The organism is Enterobacter bugandensis, from assembly GCF_900324475.1.
GTDB lineage: Bacteria > Pseudomonadota > Gammaproteobacteria > Enterobacterales > Enterobacteriaceae > Enterobacter > Enterobacter bugandensis.
Window position 1 is genome coordinate 2,220,973 of record NZ_LT992502.1, and the last position, 18,128, is coordinate 2,239,100.

At 62.7% G+C, this 18,128-nt stretch carries 1 protein-coding gene and 1 pseudogene; both read left to right on the forward strand.

Annotation, left to right across the window (positions count from 1 at the left end; translation table 11 throughout):
- Positions 1–105 precede the first annotated feature (105 nt).
- Positions 106–16,650, forward strand: a pseudogene (locus DG357_RS10915) (Ig-like domain-containing protein); the annotation flags it as partial.
- A 205-nt stretch (positions 16,651–16,855) separates the two neighbouring features.
- Entirely contained in the window at positions 16,856–18,109 is a 1,254-nt protein-coding gene (locus tag DG357_RS23330; protein ID WP_408608530.1) for a type I secretion C-terminal target domain-containing protein, read from the forward strand.
- The last annotated feature ends 19 nt before the right edge of the window (positions 18,110–18,128 follow it).

Genomic DNA, 18,128 nt, shown 5'->3' on the forward strand with positions numbered 1-18,128 from the left:
CTGCACGAAATAAGTCTGAAAATAATGGGTGTTTTTTCCCAGGGATAGCTACATCCGTCTGGTGGATATATCCACAGGGATCCGTACACCTGCAAGGAGAGGAATATGAGTAACGTAAAGGTTGTTGATGTCATCATTCGCAAAACGGCGGAGAAAACGAAATTAACCGGCGAAGGGAATCTGTCGGTCTCTATTTCATCGCCGAGCGTGCTTGAAATTCAGGGCTCTGCTCAGGACGTGGTGCGTTATGTCCGCCAGGGTAAAGACCTTCTCATTTATATGAAGGACGGCAGCGTTATTCGCTGCAATAACTATTTTGTTGAAGATCCTGAAACCCAACATCAGTCAGAGCTGGTGTTCAACGACGGGCAGGAACTGACTCATCTCTCTTTTGCCGATGCCGGGGAAGCATCAGGCGTTGCCGCTACTGAATTAACCGCGCAGGCCACACCCATTAGCAGCATTGAACCCTTCCTGGAGCAGGGAAGCGCCCTGAGCGATGCCCCGTGGGGCTGGATTGCAGGGGCGGCGTTAGGCGGCGGTGCTATCGGCGCACTGCTGGCCCACGGCGGTGACGGCGAAACCAAAACGAAAGTCATTGATAACACAAAAGAAGTGGAAAGCGCCACGCCGACCTTCCTGCTGTCGGACAAGGTGGGCGACAAGCAGGGAGTGCTGAGCGCAAACGCCCTCACGGACGATAACGCGCCGACCTTCAGCGGTACCGGTCAGCCGGGCGCGACCATCCAGATTAAAGACGGCAGCGGCAGCACCATCGCCAGCGCGATGGTCGGTAAAGACGGCACCTGGACGGTAAAACTCCCGACCCAGGCCGACGGAGAGCACACCTGGTCGGTGGTGCAGATCGACGGCAGTAAAACCACGTCAGCGGGCAACATCACCGTGACCGTTTCTACGTCCGAGGCCACGCTTACGCTGGCGACAACGGCGGGTGACAACGTGATTAACGCCAGCGAACAGTCCGCAGGCTTTACGCTGTCCGGCAGCAGCCAGCATCTGGCGCAGGGAACCGACGTTTCCGTAACGCTGAACGGCAAAGCCTACACCGCTCAGGTGGGAGCAGACGGCGCGTGGAGCGTTAACGTGCCTGCGGCAGACGCGCAGGCGCTCAGCGACGGTACCTGGACCGTCAGCGTCAGCGGCAAAGACGCGGCGGGTAACACCGTGAGCGGAAGCCAGACGATTGGCGTGGATACCGCTGCGCCAACGCTCTCCGTCGATACGCTCGCGCAGGACAACATCATTAATGCCGCTGAGCACAACCAGCCGCTGACGCTGAGTGGTAAAACCAACGCGGAAGCCGGGCAGATTGTGACGGTGACGCTGAACGGCAAAAATTATAACGCCACGGTGGGCAGCGACGGCACCTGGTCCGTCACGCTGGCGGCCAGCGAGGTGCATGCCCTTAATGAGGGTCACCACACCCTGACGGTGAACGTCAGCGACAAAGCAGGCAACGGCTCGTCCGTGACCGCGGATTTCACGGTAGATACCAACGCGCCGGTCGTCACCATCAACACCGTCGCGGGCGACGATATCCTCAACACCAGCGAGCAGGGACAGGCGCAGATTATTTCCGGGCAGGCGAGCGGCGCGGCGGCAGGCGATGTCGTCACCGTGACCGTTGGCGGCCAGACCTTCACCGGCGTCGTACAGGTAGACGGCAGCTGGAGCGTGGGCGTTCCTGCCTCCGTCGTCGGCGCGCTGGGTGAGGGCAACCACACCATTGCCGTCTCCGTCACCGACGCAGCGGGGAACACCGGTAGCGCCATGCACGGCATTGCGCTGAGCGGCAACCCGCCGGAATTTACGATTGACGCCATCAGCCAGGACAACGTGCTGAATGCCCGGGAGGCAATGCAGCCGCTGAGCCTGAGCGGCACCAGCAATCTGCCGGACGGCAGCGCCGTTACCGTGACGCTGAACAACGTCAGCTATCAGGCGACCGTCGAAAACGGTATCTGGACGGTTCAGGTGCCGGTATCCGACGTCCTGAATCTGGCGAACACCCTCTATAGCGTCAGCGTCAGCGGCACCGACAGCGTGGGTAACAGCGGCTCCGCAGAGGCGAATCTGCTGGTCGATACCGTGCTGCCGAAGGTGATCATTAACACCTTTGCGGGGGATAACCTGGTTAATAACGCCGAAGCGGGAGTGGACCAAACCCTCAGTGGCCGCGTTACCGGCGCGGCGGCGGGCGATACGGTGTCTGTTACCGTTGGCGGTAAGAGTTACAGCGCCACGGTGGGCAGCGATCTGACCTGGAACGTCACGATCCCTTCAGCGGATCTTCAGGCGTTCGGCGACGGGGATTTGACCTTTACCGCCTCCGTGACCAACGGGCACGGTAATACCGGCACCGGCGAGCGCGATATCAATATCAACGCGGAACTGCCGGGTCTGCGCGTAAATACCATTTCCGGCGATGATGTGATCAACGCCATCGAGCAACAGCAGGATCTGACCGTCACCGGCGCCAGCACCCATCTGGCCGCAGGTACGCCGATTGTCGTCACCATCAACAACGTCGACTATCAGGCCGTGGTGACCGCCAGCGGCGGCTGGAGCATTGGCGTTCCTGCTGCGGATCTGCAAGCCTGGACGGCCGGAGGTATGACGGTCAGCGTCAGCGCGGAAGATGCCTGGGGCAACACCGTTGCGGCTGAACACCCGATTGAACTCGATCTCAACGCCGTGGCGGTCACCATTGATACCGTCTCCGGTGATGACCTGCTGAACGCGGCAGAAAAAGGGAGCGACTTAACCCTCTCCGGCCAGACGCAGGGCGTGGAGGCGGGGCAAACCGTGGTGGTGAAATTTGCCGACCAGACTTTTACCGCGCAGGTGCAGCAGGATGGCTCCTGGAGCCTGACCGTCCCGGCGAACGCCATGGAAACGCTGATTGACGGGCGGGCGCAGGTAAGCGTCAGCGTGACTAACGTCAGCGGCAACAGCGCGGACGCCTCACGCGTGGTAACCGTCGATACGCAGCCGCCCGCCATTACGCTCGATAATCTGACCGACGACAACATCATCAATGCGGCAGAAGCGCAGCAGGATCTGGTGCTCAGCGGCAGCACAACAGCTGAAACGGGGCAGACGGTCACCGTGACGCTGAACGGCAAAAACTATCAAACTACCGTGCAAGCTGACGGCACCTGGACGCTGAACGTGCCTGCCGCCGACGTTGGCGCGCTGGCAGACGGCACTGTCACCGTGACGGCCTCCGTCAGCGACGTGGCAGGTAACAGCAGCAGTACGGACCGCGTTGGGCTGGTGGATGCCACCGTGCCGCAGGTGACCATTAATGACTTTGTCACCGACACCAACACCGTTAACCAGCTGGCCCATTCTCAGGCGCAGATCCTGAGCGGCTCCGTCACTGGCGCGGCGGCGGGCGATTTGGTCACCATCACTATTAATAACGTGGACTACACCACCGCGGTGGACGCGGCGGGCAACTGGAGCCTCGGCCTGCCTGCATCCGTCGTTCAGGGGCTGACGGACGGCACATGGACCATTAACGTCTCCGTGACCGATCGCTCCGGCAACACCGGCAGCAGTTCTCTGGATGTGGTGGTGAATACCGTGACGCCTGTTATCGGTATTAACACCCTGGCCGTAGATGACGTGATCAATGCGGCAGAGAAGGGTGAAGATCTGCTGCTTTCCGGTACCAGCAACCAGCCGGAAGGGACCACCATCACTGTAAACCTGAACGGTATCAACTACACCACCACCACTAACGCTAGCGGCAGCTGGAGCGTCACCGTGCCTGCCTCTGCGGTGAGCGCGCTGGGCGAAGCCAATTACACCGTGACGGCGAGCGTTACCGATAATGTGGGCAACAGCGCCTCAACCTCGCACGATGTGCTGGTGGACAGCGCGTTGCCGGTCGTCACTATCAACACTTTCGCGACCGACAATATCGTCAACGCGGCGGAAGTCACCGCAGGGCAAACCCTGACCGGGAAGGTCTCTAACGCGGCATCGGGCGATACCGTCACGATTATCCTCGGTGGTCAGACATACACCGCTACCGTGCAGGACGATCTCTCATGGAGCCTGCCGTTAACCGAGAGCCAGTTAACCGCGCTCGGCAACGGCGAACTGGCCGTATCGGCCAGCGTCACCAACGCGCACGGCAACACCGGTTCGACTTCGCTGGACTTCACCATCGACGCCCAACTGCCGGGCCTGCGTATTGATACCGTGGCGGGTGATGATGTCATTAACGTCATTGAGCACGCTCAGAACCTGATTGTTTCCGGTTCAAGCACCGATCTGGCAGCGGGCAGCACCGTCACGGTGACCATTAACGGCAAGATCTATTCCGCAACCGTACTGGCGGACGGTACCTGGCAGGCGGCGGTTCCGGCAGCGGACGTGTCCCAGTGGGCGGACGGTTCGCTGGATATCAAGGCAAGCGCGCAGGACCCTTCCGGCAACCCGGTGACTATCGGCACCGTCGTGGACGTCGATCTCGCGCCGGTCGCCGTCAGCATCAACAGCGTGACCGCGGACAACGTGCTCAACGCGGCAGAAAAAGGTCAGGATCTGGTGCTTTCCGGCTCCTCCGCGAACGTAGAAGCGGGCCAGACCGTCACCATCACCTTTGCGGGTAAAACCTACACCACGACGGTGAACGCCAACGGCGACTGGACGTACACCGTACCGGCAGCCGATTTGAGCGGCCTGAAGGACGGCGACGCCAGCGTGCAGGTCAGCGTGAGCAACCTGAACGGCAACGCGGCGTCGTCTGCGCAGGAGTTCAGCATCGATACCGCCGCGCCAACGGTGACCATCAATACCATCAGCGGCGACAACATGCTGAACGCGGCTGAGGCAGCGCAGGATCTGACCCTGAGCGGAACGTCCACTGCCGAAGCGGGCCAGACGGTTACCGTAACCTTCAACGGCAACCAGTACACCGCGCAGGTGCAGGCCGACGGCAGCTGGACGCTGGTCGTGCCGGCAGCCGATCTGGCGGGCATCACCGACGGCAGCGCGGCGGTCACGGCGACCGTGTCCGACAAAGCCGGCAACCCGGCCAGCGCGGATGCCTCCGTGCTGGTGGATACCACCGTACCGCAGATTAGTTTCAACATCGTCGCGGGCGACGACATTGTGAATATTGCCGAGCACGGCCAGGCGCTGATCGTCTCCGGCAAGGTCACGGGCGCGCAGGCGGGTGACGTCATTACCGTCACCCTGAACGGCAAAGACTACACCGCGATGCTGGACGCGTCCGGAAGCTGGAGCGTGGGCGTTCCGGCGGCAGACGTGGGCACGCTGGCTAACGGCGAGCAGACGATCTCCGCGACCCTCACCGACAAAGCGGGTAACAGCACCACCGCCACGCATGAATTTGACGTCTCCCTGGCCGCGCCGGAGATTGCCATCAATACCCTGGCGCTTGACGACGTGATTAACGCGGTCGAGAAAGGCCAGGATCTGCTGATTTCGGGCACCAGCAACCAGCCGGAAGGTACAGCCATTACGGTGATCCTGAACGGCATCAGCTACGCCGCGACCACCAACGCCAGCGGCGGCTGGAGCGTAACCGTTCCGGCGGCGAACGTCTCTGCGCTGGGCGAAGCGAGCTATACCGTCACGGCAGGCGTGACCGATAGCGCAGGCAACGGCGCGAACGCCAGCCATAGCGTGCTGGTCGACAGCGCGCTGCCACAGGTTACCATTAACGTAATCGCCATCGATGACGTGATTAACGCGGCGGAAGTCGCTTCCGGACAAACCCTGAGCGGGAAGGTGAGCGGCGCGGCGAGCGGTGACACTGTCACCCTTTCAATCGGCGGCAATACGTATACCGCGACGGTTCAGGACGATCTGAGCTGGTCGGTCAACGTGCCGTCCGCGGTCTTAACCGCCATCGGTAATGGCGATCTGACGGTGTCAGCCAGCGTCACTAACGGCCACTGCAACACCGGCTTCGGCGAGCGCGAGATCACCATCGACGCCAATCTGCCGGGCCTGCGCGTCGATACCGTGGCGGGCGACGACGTGATTAACAGCATTGAGCATGCGCAGAACCTGATTATTACCGGCTCCAGCGACGGCCTGGCAGCGGGCGCGGCGCTGAGCGTGATCGTCAACGGCAAAACCTACGCGGCCACGGTGCTGGCAGACGGTACCTGGACGGCGGCCATTCCGGCGGCAGACGTCAGCGCGCTCGGCGCAGGCACGGTCACCGTGAAGGTCGAGGGAAATAGCGCGGCAGGCAACCCGGTCTCCATCAGCCACGACGTGAAGGTCGATCTGGCGACGGTTGCTATCAGCATTGACGCGATTGCGACCGACGATGTGATTAATGCGGCAGAAAAAGGCGCAGATCTGGTGCTTTCAGGTTCTACCAGCAACGTGGAAGAGAACCAGACGGTTTACATCACGTTCGGCGGCAAGTCCTACACGGCGAAAGTGGATGCCAGCGGCAACTGGACGGCGACCGTGCCGTCGGCAGATCTGGCTGGCCTGAAGGATGGCGACGCCAGCGTGCAGGTGAGCGTCACCAACGTGAACGGCAACAGCGCCTCGGCGGGACGCGAATACGGCGTGGACGCCACCGCGCCGACGGTCTCCATCGAAATCGTCAGCGACAACAACATCATCAATGCCGCCGAAGCGCAGCAGGATCTGGTCGTCAACGGCGTCTCTAACGCCGAAGCGGGCCAGACCGTGACCGTCACGCTGAACGGCGTGGATTACACCACCACCGTGCAGGCAAACGGCAGCTGGAGCGTGACCGTGCCTTCTGCTGATGTGGGCGCGATTACCGACGGGAACTATACCGTCAGCGCCGCCGTGTCGGACAAAGCGGGCAACCCGGCCTCCGCGGCTCGCGATGTGCTGGTCGATACCACCGTGCCACAGCTGACCATCAACACCGTTTCCGATGACGACGTGATCAACAGCGCCGAGCACGGGCAGGCTCTGATCGTTACCGGCTCAGTGACCGGCGCGGCGGCGGGCGACGTGGTGACCGTCACCATCAATAACAAAGATTACACGGCGACGCTGGATGCGTCCGGCAACTGGAGCGTGGGCGTGCCTGCGGCGGACGTCGGTGCCCTGACCGCCGGGGATTACACCATCACCGCGGCGCTGACCGACAAAGCCGGAAACAGCAACAGCGCGACGCGCGAGGTGGAAGTCAACCTGAGCGCGCCAGTGCTGACCATCGACACCGTCTCCGGTGACGATGTGATCAACAGCAGCGAGAAAACGCAGGATCTGACCATCACCGGTACGGCTTCCGGACTGGCGGCGGGCGCGGTGGTGAACGTGATGCTCAACGGCAAAGCCTACAGCGCCACGGTTGAGGCCAACGGCCAATGGTCCACGACGGTTCCGGCGAGCGAAGTGGGGCAACTGGGTGAAGCGCTTTACACCGTCACTGCCTCCGCAACGGACAGCGTCGGCAACGGCACCAGCACCTCGCACACCGTCAACGTGGAGTCCGTTCTGCCGGGCGTCACGATCAACACCGTGGCAGGCGATGACGTCATCAACGCGGCGGAGCTGGCTGCCGGCCAGACCATTAGCGGTAAGGTGGTGAATGCCGAGGCGGGCAACACCGTGACCGTAACGATTGGCGGCAACAGCTACACCGCAACGGTGCAGAGCGATCTGACCTGGTCCGTCGATGTACCGGAATCGGTCCTGACGGCGCTGGGCAACGGCGATCTGACTGTAACCGCCAGCGTGACGAACGGCGTGGGCAACAGCGGCAGCGGCGAGCGTGAGATCGCGATAGACGCCAGCCTGCCGGGCCTGCGCGTGGACACCGTGGCGGGCGACGACGTGATCAACAGCATCGAACACGGACAGAACCTGATTATTACCGGTTCCAGCAATGGCCTGAGCGCAGGCACGGCGCTGACCGTTACCGTCAACGGCAAAACCTATCCCGCGACGGTACTGGCGGATGGTACATGGAGCGCGGCTCTCCCTTCTGCGGACGTAAGTGCCCTGGCAGCGGGCACGGTCACCGTGACCGTTGAAGGCCAGAGCAGCGCGGGCAATCCGGTTTCCATCAGCCACGATGTGACGGTGGATCTGGCGAACGTCGCTATCAGCATCGACGCCATTGCCACCGATGACGTGATTAACGCGGCGGAGAAAGGGGCGGATCTGGAGCTCTCCGGCACCACCTCAAACGTGGAGGAAAATCAAACCGTCACCATCACCTTCGGCGGCAAGAACTACACCGCCACGGTGGACGCTGAGGGTAAGTGGACCGCCACGGTGCCAGCGGCAGATCTGGCGGGCCTGAAGGACGGTGACGCCAGCGTGCAGGTAAGCGTCACCAACGTCAACGGCAACAGCGCCTCTGCGGGCCGCGAGTACAGCGTGGATGCCACCGCGCCATCCGTCACCATTAATACTATTGCGACCGATGACATTCTGAACGCCACGGAAGCGCAGTCTGACCTGGCGATTTCCGGCAGCAGCACCGCCGAAGCGGGCCAGACCGTGACTGTGTCGCTGAACGGCAAAGACTACACCTCAACCGTCAGCGCGGACGGCAGCTGGACGCTGAACGTTCCGTCGGCGGATCTGGCGGCGCTTAATGACGGCAGCGTCACCGTTACCGCATCGGTCAGCGACAAGGCGGGCAACCCGGCATCCGTAAACCATAACCTGACGGTGGACGTGACCGTCCCTGCAGTCACCATCAACGCCGTGGCGGGCGACGACGTGATTAACGTCGCCGAGCACGGTCAGGCGCAGATTATCAGCGGCACCGCCACCGGCGCGGCAGCGGGCGATAAGGTCACCGTGACTATCGGCGGCCAGACTTACACCACCGTACTGGACGCGGCGGGTAACTGGAGCGTGGGCGTTCCGGCGAGCGTGATTTCCGGCCTCAGCGACGGCACCGTGACCGTCACTGCGTCTGTTACCGACGCGGCGGGCAACACCGGCAGCGGCACCCATAACGTGACCGTCGATACCGGTCTGCCATCGGTCAACTTCAACGCCATCAGCGGCGATAACGTTCTGAATGCGGTGGAAAAAGGTCAGGATCTGAGCGTCAGCGGCACCAGCGCCAACCTGGCGGAAGGCACCGTGGTGACCGTGACCCTCAACGGTAAAAACTACACCGCAACGACCGCTGCGGACGGCACCTGGAGCCTGACGGTTCCGGCTGCGGATCTGGCCGGTCTCGGTCAGGCAAGTTACACCCTCAATGCGACCGCCACCAACGGCGTGGGCAACAGCGTGAGCAGCGCTGCGAACCTGCTGGTCGACACCGCGCTGCCGACCGTCACCATCAACACCGTGGCGGGCGATAACGTTATCAACGCGGCGGAAGTGGCGGCAGGCCAGACCCTGAGCGGTACCGTGGCGAATGCCGAAGCGGGCAACACCGTAACCGTGACCATTGGCGGCAACAGCTATACCGCAACGGTGCAGAACGATCTGAGCTGGTCCGTGAACGTGCCGTCTGATGTGCTGACCGCACTCGGCAACGGCAGCCTGAGCGTGACGGCAACCGTCACCAACGGCCACGGCAACACCGGCAGCGGCGAGCGTGAGATCGCGATAGACGCTAACCTGCCGGGCCTGCGCGTGAACACCGTGGCGGGCGACGACGTGGTCAACAGCATTGAGCATGCGCAGAACCTGATCGTCACCGGCTCCAGCGACGGGCTGGCGGCGGGCACTACGCTGACCGTTACCGTGAACGGCAAAGACTATGCGGCGACGGTGCTGGCGGACGGCACCTGGAGCGCGGCGGTTCCGTCTGCGGACGTGAGCGCGTGGCCGGAAGGCACAGTAAAAATCAGCGTCACTGGCGACAGCGCGGCGGGTAACCCGATTACCATCAGTCACGATGTGACCGTCGATCTGGCCTCTGTTGCCATCAGCATCAACGCCATTGCCACCGACGACGTGATCAACGCTGCGGAGAAAGGGGCGGATCTGGTGCTGTCCGGCGCGACCACCAACGTGGAAGCCGGGCAGACCGTCACCCTGAGCCTGAACGGTAAAATCTACACCACTACCGTAGAAGCAGACGGCAACTGGACCTATACCGTGCCGGCTGCGGATCTGGCGGGCCTCAAGGACGGCGACGCCAGCCTGCAGGTGAGCGTCACCAACGTGAACGGCAACAGCGCCTCGGCGGGCCGCGAGTACAGCGTGGATGCCACCGCGCCATCCGTCACCATCAATAAGATGGCGACTGACGACATCCTGAACGCCACGGAAGCGCAGTCTGACCTGACGGTTTCCGGCACCAGCACCGCCGAAGCGGGCCAGACCGTGACCGTGTCGCTGAACGGCAAAGACTACACCACAACCGTCGGCGCGGACGGTAGCTGGACGCTGAACGTTCCGGCAGCGGATCTGGCGTCGCTCAGCGACGGCAGCGTCACCGTGACCGCGAGCGTAAGCGACAAGGCGGGCAACCCGGCATCCGTAAACCATAACCTGACGGTGGACGTGACCGTGCCTGCGGTGACCATCAACACCGTGGCGGGCGATGACGTGATCAACCTCGCCGAGCACGCGCAGGCGCAAATCATCAGCGGCACCGCCACCGGCGCAGCAGCGGGCGATAAGGTCACCGTCACGATTGGCGGCCAGACGTACACTACCGTGCTGGACGCGGCGGGGAACTGGAGCGTGGGCGTTCCGGCCAGCGTGATTTCCGGTCTCAGCGACGGCACCGTGACCGTCACTGCATCTGTTACCGACGCGGCGGGCAACACCGGCAGCGGCAGCCATAACGTCACCGTGGACACCGGGCTGCCGTCCGTGGGCTTTAACGCCATCAGCGGCGATAACGTCCTGAACGCGGTGGAAAAAGGTCAGGAACTAAGCGTCAGCGGCACCAGCGCCAACCTGGCGGAAGGCACCGTGGTGACCGTGGCCCTCAACGGTAAAAACTACACCGCAACGACCGCCGCAGACGGCACCTGGAGCCTGACGGTTCCGGCGGCGGATCTGGCGGGTCTGGGCGAAGCGAATTACACCCTGAGCGCAGCCGCGACCAACGGCGTGGGCAATAGCGTCAGCAATACGGCGAACCTGCTGGTCGACACCGCGCTGCCGACCGTCACCATCAACACCGTGGCGGGTGATAACGTCATCAACGCGGCAGAAGTGGCGGCAGGCCAGACCATCACCGGTAAGGTGGCGAACGCGGAAGCCGGTAACACGGTGACGATGAACATTGGCGGCAACAGCTACACCGCGACGGTGCAGAGCGACCTGACCTGGTCCGTGAGCGTGCCGGAGTCCGTCCTGACGGCCTTGGGCAACGGCGATTTGACCGTGTCGGCGACCGTCACCAACGGCCACGGCAATACCGGCGCGGGCGAGCGCGAAATCGTTATAGACGCCAGCCTGCCGGGTCTGCGTATCAATACCGTGGCGGGCGATGATGTGATCAACAGCATCGAGCACGGACAGAACCTGATCGTCACCGGTTCCAGCGACGGGCTGGCGGCGGGCACCACGCTCACCGTGACCGTTAACGGCAAAACTTATGCGGCCTCCGTGCTGGCGAACGGTACCTGGAGCGCGGCGATCCCGGCCGCAGACGTGGGTGCCCTGGCAGCAGGCGCGGTGACCGTCACCGTGGCAGGCCAGAGCAGCGCGGGTAACCCGGTCTCCATCAGTCACGACGTCACCGTCGATCTGGCGGCCGTGGCGATCAGCATCGATGCGATCGCCACCGACGACGTGATTAACGCGGCGGAGAAAGGCGCGGATCTGGTGCTCTCGGGCAGCACCTCGAACGTGGAGGAAAACCAGACCGTCACAATCGCCTTCGGCGGCAAAACCTACACCGCGAAAGTGGATGCCGACGGCAACTGGACGGCCACCGTGCCTTCCGCGGATCTCGCGGGCCTGAAGGACGGCGACGCCAGCGTGCAGGTGAGCGTCACCAACGTGCACGGCAACAGCGCGACGGCAGGCCGCGAGTACAGCGTGGACGCGACCGCGCCGACCGTGACGATTGATACGGTGGCAGGTGATAACGTGATTAACGGCAGCGAAGCGGCTGCGGGCGTGACCATCTCCGGCACCACCACGGCGGAAGCCGGGCAGACGGTCACCGTGACGCTGGGCGGCAAGAGCTATAGCGCTCAGGTGCAGCAGGGCGGTATCTGGAGCGTCAACGTGCCGGGCACCGACCTCTCCGCACTGGCCGATAACGGTTACACCCTGCAGGTCAGCGTGAGCGACGCCGCGGGTAACCCGGGCAGCGCGGGCAAAGCGATTACGCTTGATACCACACCGCCGTCCGTCAGCTTTAAGGCTGTGGCGGGCGATGACGTCATCAACAGCGTGGAGCACGGGCAGGCGCAGATCGTGAGCGGAACGGCAACCGGCGCGAGCGTCGGCGATAAGCTGGTCATCACCATCGGTTCGAACCAGTACACCACCACCGTTGACGCCAGCGGCAACTGGAGCGTGGGCGTTCCGGCCAGCGTGATTTCTGCCCTGACCGACGGCACCGTGACCATTAGCGCGACCATTACCGACAGCGCGGGCAACAGCAGCACCCAGACTCACGATGTGGTGGTGAACACGGCTTCCGTGGCGCTGACGGTGAACACCCTCAGCGGTGACGACGTCATCAACGCGACAGAAGCGGGTAGTTCGCTGGTGATTAACGGCTCCAGCGCCCAGTTCGCCAGCGGGACGCAGGTCACCGTGACGCTGAACGGCAAGACCTATACGGCCACCATCCAGAACGACGGCAGCTGGACGACCACCGTTCCGGCCGCAGACGTGGGTGCCCTGGCCGATGGCGCGAGCTATCAGGTATCCGTGTCGGCGCAGGACAGCGCGGGCAACAGCGCCTCGGCGACGCACGGCATCAGCGTGGATACCACCGCGCCTGTCGTGAGCATTGCGACGCTGTCGGGTGACGACATGCTGAACGCGCTGGAAGCGCAGCAGCCGCTGACGGTACACGGGTCGTCCAGCGCGGAGGCGGGCCAGACCGTCACCGTGACGCTGGGCGGCAAAACCTACACTGCGCTTGTGGGCAGCGACGGCACCTGGACGCTCGATGTGCCGGCGGCAGATCTGGCTATCCTGAGCCAGGGGGCGCTGACGGTCACCGCTTCGGTCAACGACAAAGCCGGTAACGGCGGCCAGACCACGCACACCTTAACGGTGGATACCGCTGCGCCGACCGTGACCATCAGCACCGTGGCGGATGACGATATCGTCAACAACGCGGAGCAGTTGGCGGGTCAGACCATCCGCGGCACCACCACGGCAGAACAGGGCCAGACGGTGACCGTTTCCTTCAGCGGGCACAGCTATCAGGCGACCGTCGGGGCGGACGGAACGTGGTCGGTCTTCGTGCCGGGGCGTGATTTCCTCGGCCTGAGCGACGGGGATTACACCATTACCGCGTCGGTAAGCGACAGGGCGGGCAATCCGGGTAGCGCAACGCATGACGTGACGCTGAACGGCGATGTCCCAACCATCACCATTAACACCTTTGCGCAGGACGATGTCGTCAACGCGGCCGAACACGGTACGCCGCTGGTCGTCAGCGGCACCACCGACGCGCCTGCGGGCCAGACGGTGACCATCACCCTGAACGGCAAAACCTACGCGGCGACCGTGCAGAATGACGGCACCTGGAGCTACACGGTGGGCAGCGCAGACGTCACCGCGCTGGCAGACGGCGGTTCGTACGTGATTAAGGCGCAGGTCAGCAACGCCATCGGCAACAGCGGCAGCGATAACCACACCGTCACCGTCGATCTCACCGCGCCGTCGATGGGCATCAGCATTGATTCGCTGCAAAACGACACCGGCCTGAGCGCGACGGATTTCATCACCAACGATAAGCAGGTAGTGGTCAACGGCTCCCTGACCGCGCAGCTCGGTAATAACGAGAAGGCGCAGATCAGCCTCGACGGCGGCACCACTTGGATTGACCTGACGGTGACCGGCACCACGTGGCGCTACACCGATGGCCGCACCCTGACGGACGGTACGTATCAGTACCAGGTACGGGTGATCGATAGCGCGGGCAACGTGGGGGCAACGGACAGCCAGGACGTGGTAATTGACCTGACGAAGCCTGCGGCAACGACCATTACCGTGGATTCCGTCACCCAGGATACCGGCCTGTCCGGCAGCGACTTTATCACCAGCGACAACCAGATCAGCCTGAAAGGGACGCTCGGCGCGGCGCTGGGCAGCGGCGACCACGCGCAGATCAGCCTCGACGGCGGCGTCACCTGGACCGACGTCAGCGTGAGCGGCCTGACCTGGACCTACGTGGACGGTCGTACGCTGGCCGACGGGGATTACAACTACCAGCTGCGCGTGATTGACGACGCGGGCAATATCAGCGCCACCGCCAGCCAGGTCGTGACGATTGATACGGTTGCGCCGGACGCCAGCAAAACGATCGCTATCGACAGCATCAGCGACGATACCGGCCTGAGCAGCAGCGACTTTATCACCAACGATACGTCCCTGACGCTGCACGGCTCGCTCGGCGCGACGCTGGCCGACGGCGAGTATGCCCAGATCAGCATCGACGGCGGCGTCACCTGGCAGAACGTGATTGTCACCGGCAACAGCTGGTACTACGTGGACGGACGTACGCTGGGTAACCAGACCTATGACTACTACGTGCGCGTGGTGGATGCGGCGGGCAACGTGGGCGCCAGCGCCCATCAGCAGGTGACCGTCGATACGGTCGCCCCGGATGCGGCGATTACGGTGACGGTGGATAACATCACCGTGGATACCGGCTTCGACAATAACGACTTCCTGACCAGTTCGACCTCGTACACCCTGCATGGCACGCTTGGCGCAGAGTTAGGAGCGGGTGAGTACGTGCAGGTGAGCATGGACGGCGGCAGCACCTGGGTGTATGCCACGGTAAGCGGTACCCAGTGGCGCTATAACGACACGCGCACCCTGGCCGACGGCGATTACAGCTATCAGGTGCGGGTAGTCGATCAGGCGGGCAACGTCGGTGCCACTACCACCCAGACCGTGACGGTGGATACCCAGGCGCCGCAGTACGGCATCACCATCGACAGCATCAGCGATGATACCGGGCAGTCCGGGAGTGATTTCATCACTATGGACACCACCCTGACCATCAACGGCTCGCTGGGCAGCGCGCTGGCGAGCGACGAACGGGTGCAGATCAGCCTCGACGGCGGGAATACCTGGTCAGACGCTACCGTCACTAACCAGCGCTGGAGCTATACGGATACCCGCAATCTGGCGGACGGGGATTACACCTACCAGGTGCGGATCATCGACCAGGCGGGCAACGTCGGCTCCACCGCCTCTCAGGTGGTGACGGTGGACACCACGCCGCCAGCTACGGTAGGCACGGTGGTCAGCTATACCGACGGGGAAGGCGAGCGTCAGGGCACCTTTGGTAGCGCGGTGGCAACGGACGATAACGCACCGCTGATCAACGGTACGCTCAACCGCGCCCCTGAAGACGGCGAGATCGTCCAGCTATACCGCGACGGCGTTCTGCTCGGTCAGGTGACCATGAACGGCAGCGCAAGCTGGTCCTTCCAGGATAACGGCCTGAGCGATGGCAACCACACGTACATCGTGCGTGTGACCGACAAAGCCGGTAACTACACGGAATCGGACGGCTTCGTGCTGAACGTTGATACCAGTATCCCGACCACCACGGCGGCGATTACCGCCCAGACCACCTCGGATACCACCCCAATCGTCAGCGGTACCGTCTCCGCCGACCTGGTGAACGGTGAATACCTGGTGGTGACGGTGAACGGGAAAACCTACACCTCCCAGACGGGTGGTGCCGTAGTAGTCGACCCGGATCACAATACCTGGTACCTGCAGATCCCGGACGGCGATGCCCTGAGCGTGGCGGGCTACAGCGTGACGGCGCAGGTGAAGAGCAGCGCGGGTAACGGCAATACCACCGGTACGGCGACCGGCAGCCTGGTGATTGATACCACCTCGGTGAATACCGACTGGGCAACCACGGCGGGGAACAGCAACAACTCCACCATGACCCTCGGCATGAACAGCAGCGGTCTGTGGAATATCATTGCGAACACTCAGGCTTACTCCAGTAGCGATAGCTCGACCTATGCCGGCAATACGCTGACCAACACCCGCGGCTACTACGTGGTGAGCCAGACCGCCGCCGACTTTGACCGTAACGGCACGCAGGATATCTTCGCGACCGAGAATACCTACGCCGGGTCTACTCAGGTGATGTGGACCTACGATGGCAGCACCTATAACGCCAGCCAGCTGGCGATGGGGACCACCATCTGGTACGGCGGCGTGATTGCGTACGATAAAACCGGCGATGGCTATCTGGATCTGGCTTACGGCGATGCCGGTATGGACTCACTGACCTACCTGGTGAACAACAACGGCGTTCTGTCGCCGGACGGCACCGGCGGGGAGGGCGGTTTCTACGGTCATTTCGACTCCGGGCGTGAAATCTCCGGCGTCGACCTGAACAACGACGGTACGGTGGATATCGTTCAGCACACCAACCGCAGCGGCGCGTACTCGCTCACCGTGATCAACAACAATGGCAACGGCACGCTCTCCATCGGCCAGAACCTGACCAACGTGTTTGTGGTAAACGCCGCGAATACCACCACGGCGGCGTCTATGACGTGGGCGGATTTCAACGGTGATGGCTACATGGATCTGTACCTGGGCAGCAGCTACAACAACAACGGCGGGGTGATCTACTACAACGACGGTACCGGGAAGCTCTCAACCACCAAGAGCGCGGTGGAAGCCTCTAACGCCACGGCGGGGTATCTCTCGGTGGCGGTGGACTGGAACGGGCGGGCAGATGGACATCGTCAAGCTCAGCACCTACGGCGGTTCACAGACGGCAACCCTGTTCACCAACAACGGCTACGGTTCCAGCTGGACCGCCAGCCTGCTTAAAACTGGCCTGGCCTACGCCACCGGCGTGGCGGCAGTGGACTACAACTGGGACGGCGCGAAGGATCTGCTGGTGTCGCAGCAGAACGGCAAGGTGGTGCTGGTGCAAAACAGCGCCAAAATTGCTGACGGTACCGCGATGCACCTGCACATTGTCGACAGCGAGGGCATCAATGCCTTCTACGGCAACACGGTCAATCTGTACAACGCCGCGGGCGTGTTGGTGGCTTCGCAGATCATTAACGCCCAGTCTGGTATTGGTTCGAACGATACCTCTGCGCTGGTGAGCTTCTACGGGCTGGATCCGAATGAAACCTATTCGGCCGAGATCCTGAAGATCACCAACGGCGTGTCGGATAACGTCACCTGGAGCGGTCTGGAAGCGGGCAACGGCAAAGAGGGCTACGTCCTGACGGCCGAAGCGGCCACCGGCGGCCACAGCGGGACCCTCACCGGGACCGGGTATAACGACACCTTTATCGCAGAGGATGGCACCTATACCTACAACGGCTCCGGCGGCTGGAATACCCATTCCGACTACGACACCTGGAGCAACACCGGCGGGATGGACGTGGTGGATTACCGCAATGCGACTTCCGGCGTAACCGTTGATTTGCGTCTCTCTACCGCGCAGGACACCGGGTTCGGTACGTCACGACTGCTCAACATTGAGGGCATCAACGGCTCGAACTTCGACGACGTCATTACCGGCAACAGCGGTGATAACCAGTTCGAAGGCCGAGGCGGGAACGACACCTTCAATATCGGCAGCGGCGGTCACGATACGTTGCTCTACAAGCTGATCAACGCGTCGGACGCGACGGGCGGTAACGGTCACGACGTGGTGAACGGCTTCACCGTCGGCACCTGGGAAGGGACCGCGGACACGGATCGTATTGACCTGCGCGATCTGCTCTCTGGCAGCGGCTATACCGGCACGGGCTCGGCGAGCTATGTGAACGGCGTGGCCACGCTGGACAGCAGCGCGGGCAACATCACCGATTACGTCCGCGTGGTGCAGAACGGCAGCAATACCGAAATCCAGGTGGATCTGGACGGTACCGGCGGCCAGTTCTCGCCAACCACCCTGGTGACGCTGAACGGCGTGCAGACGGACCTGGCGACGCTGCTGGCGAATCATCAGCTGTTAATTGCGTAAACCAACGCCGCGGGGAGTA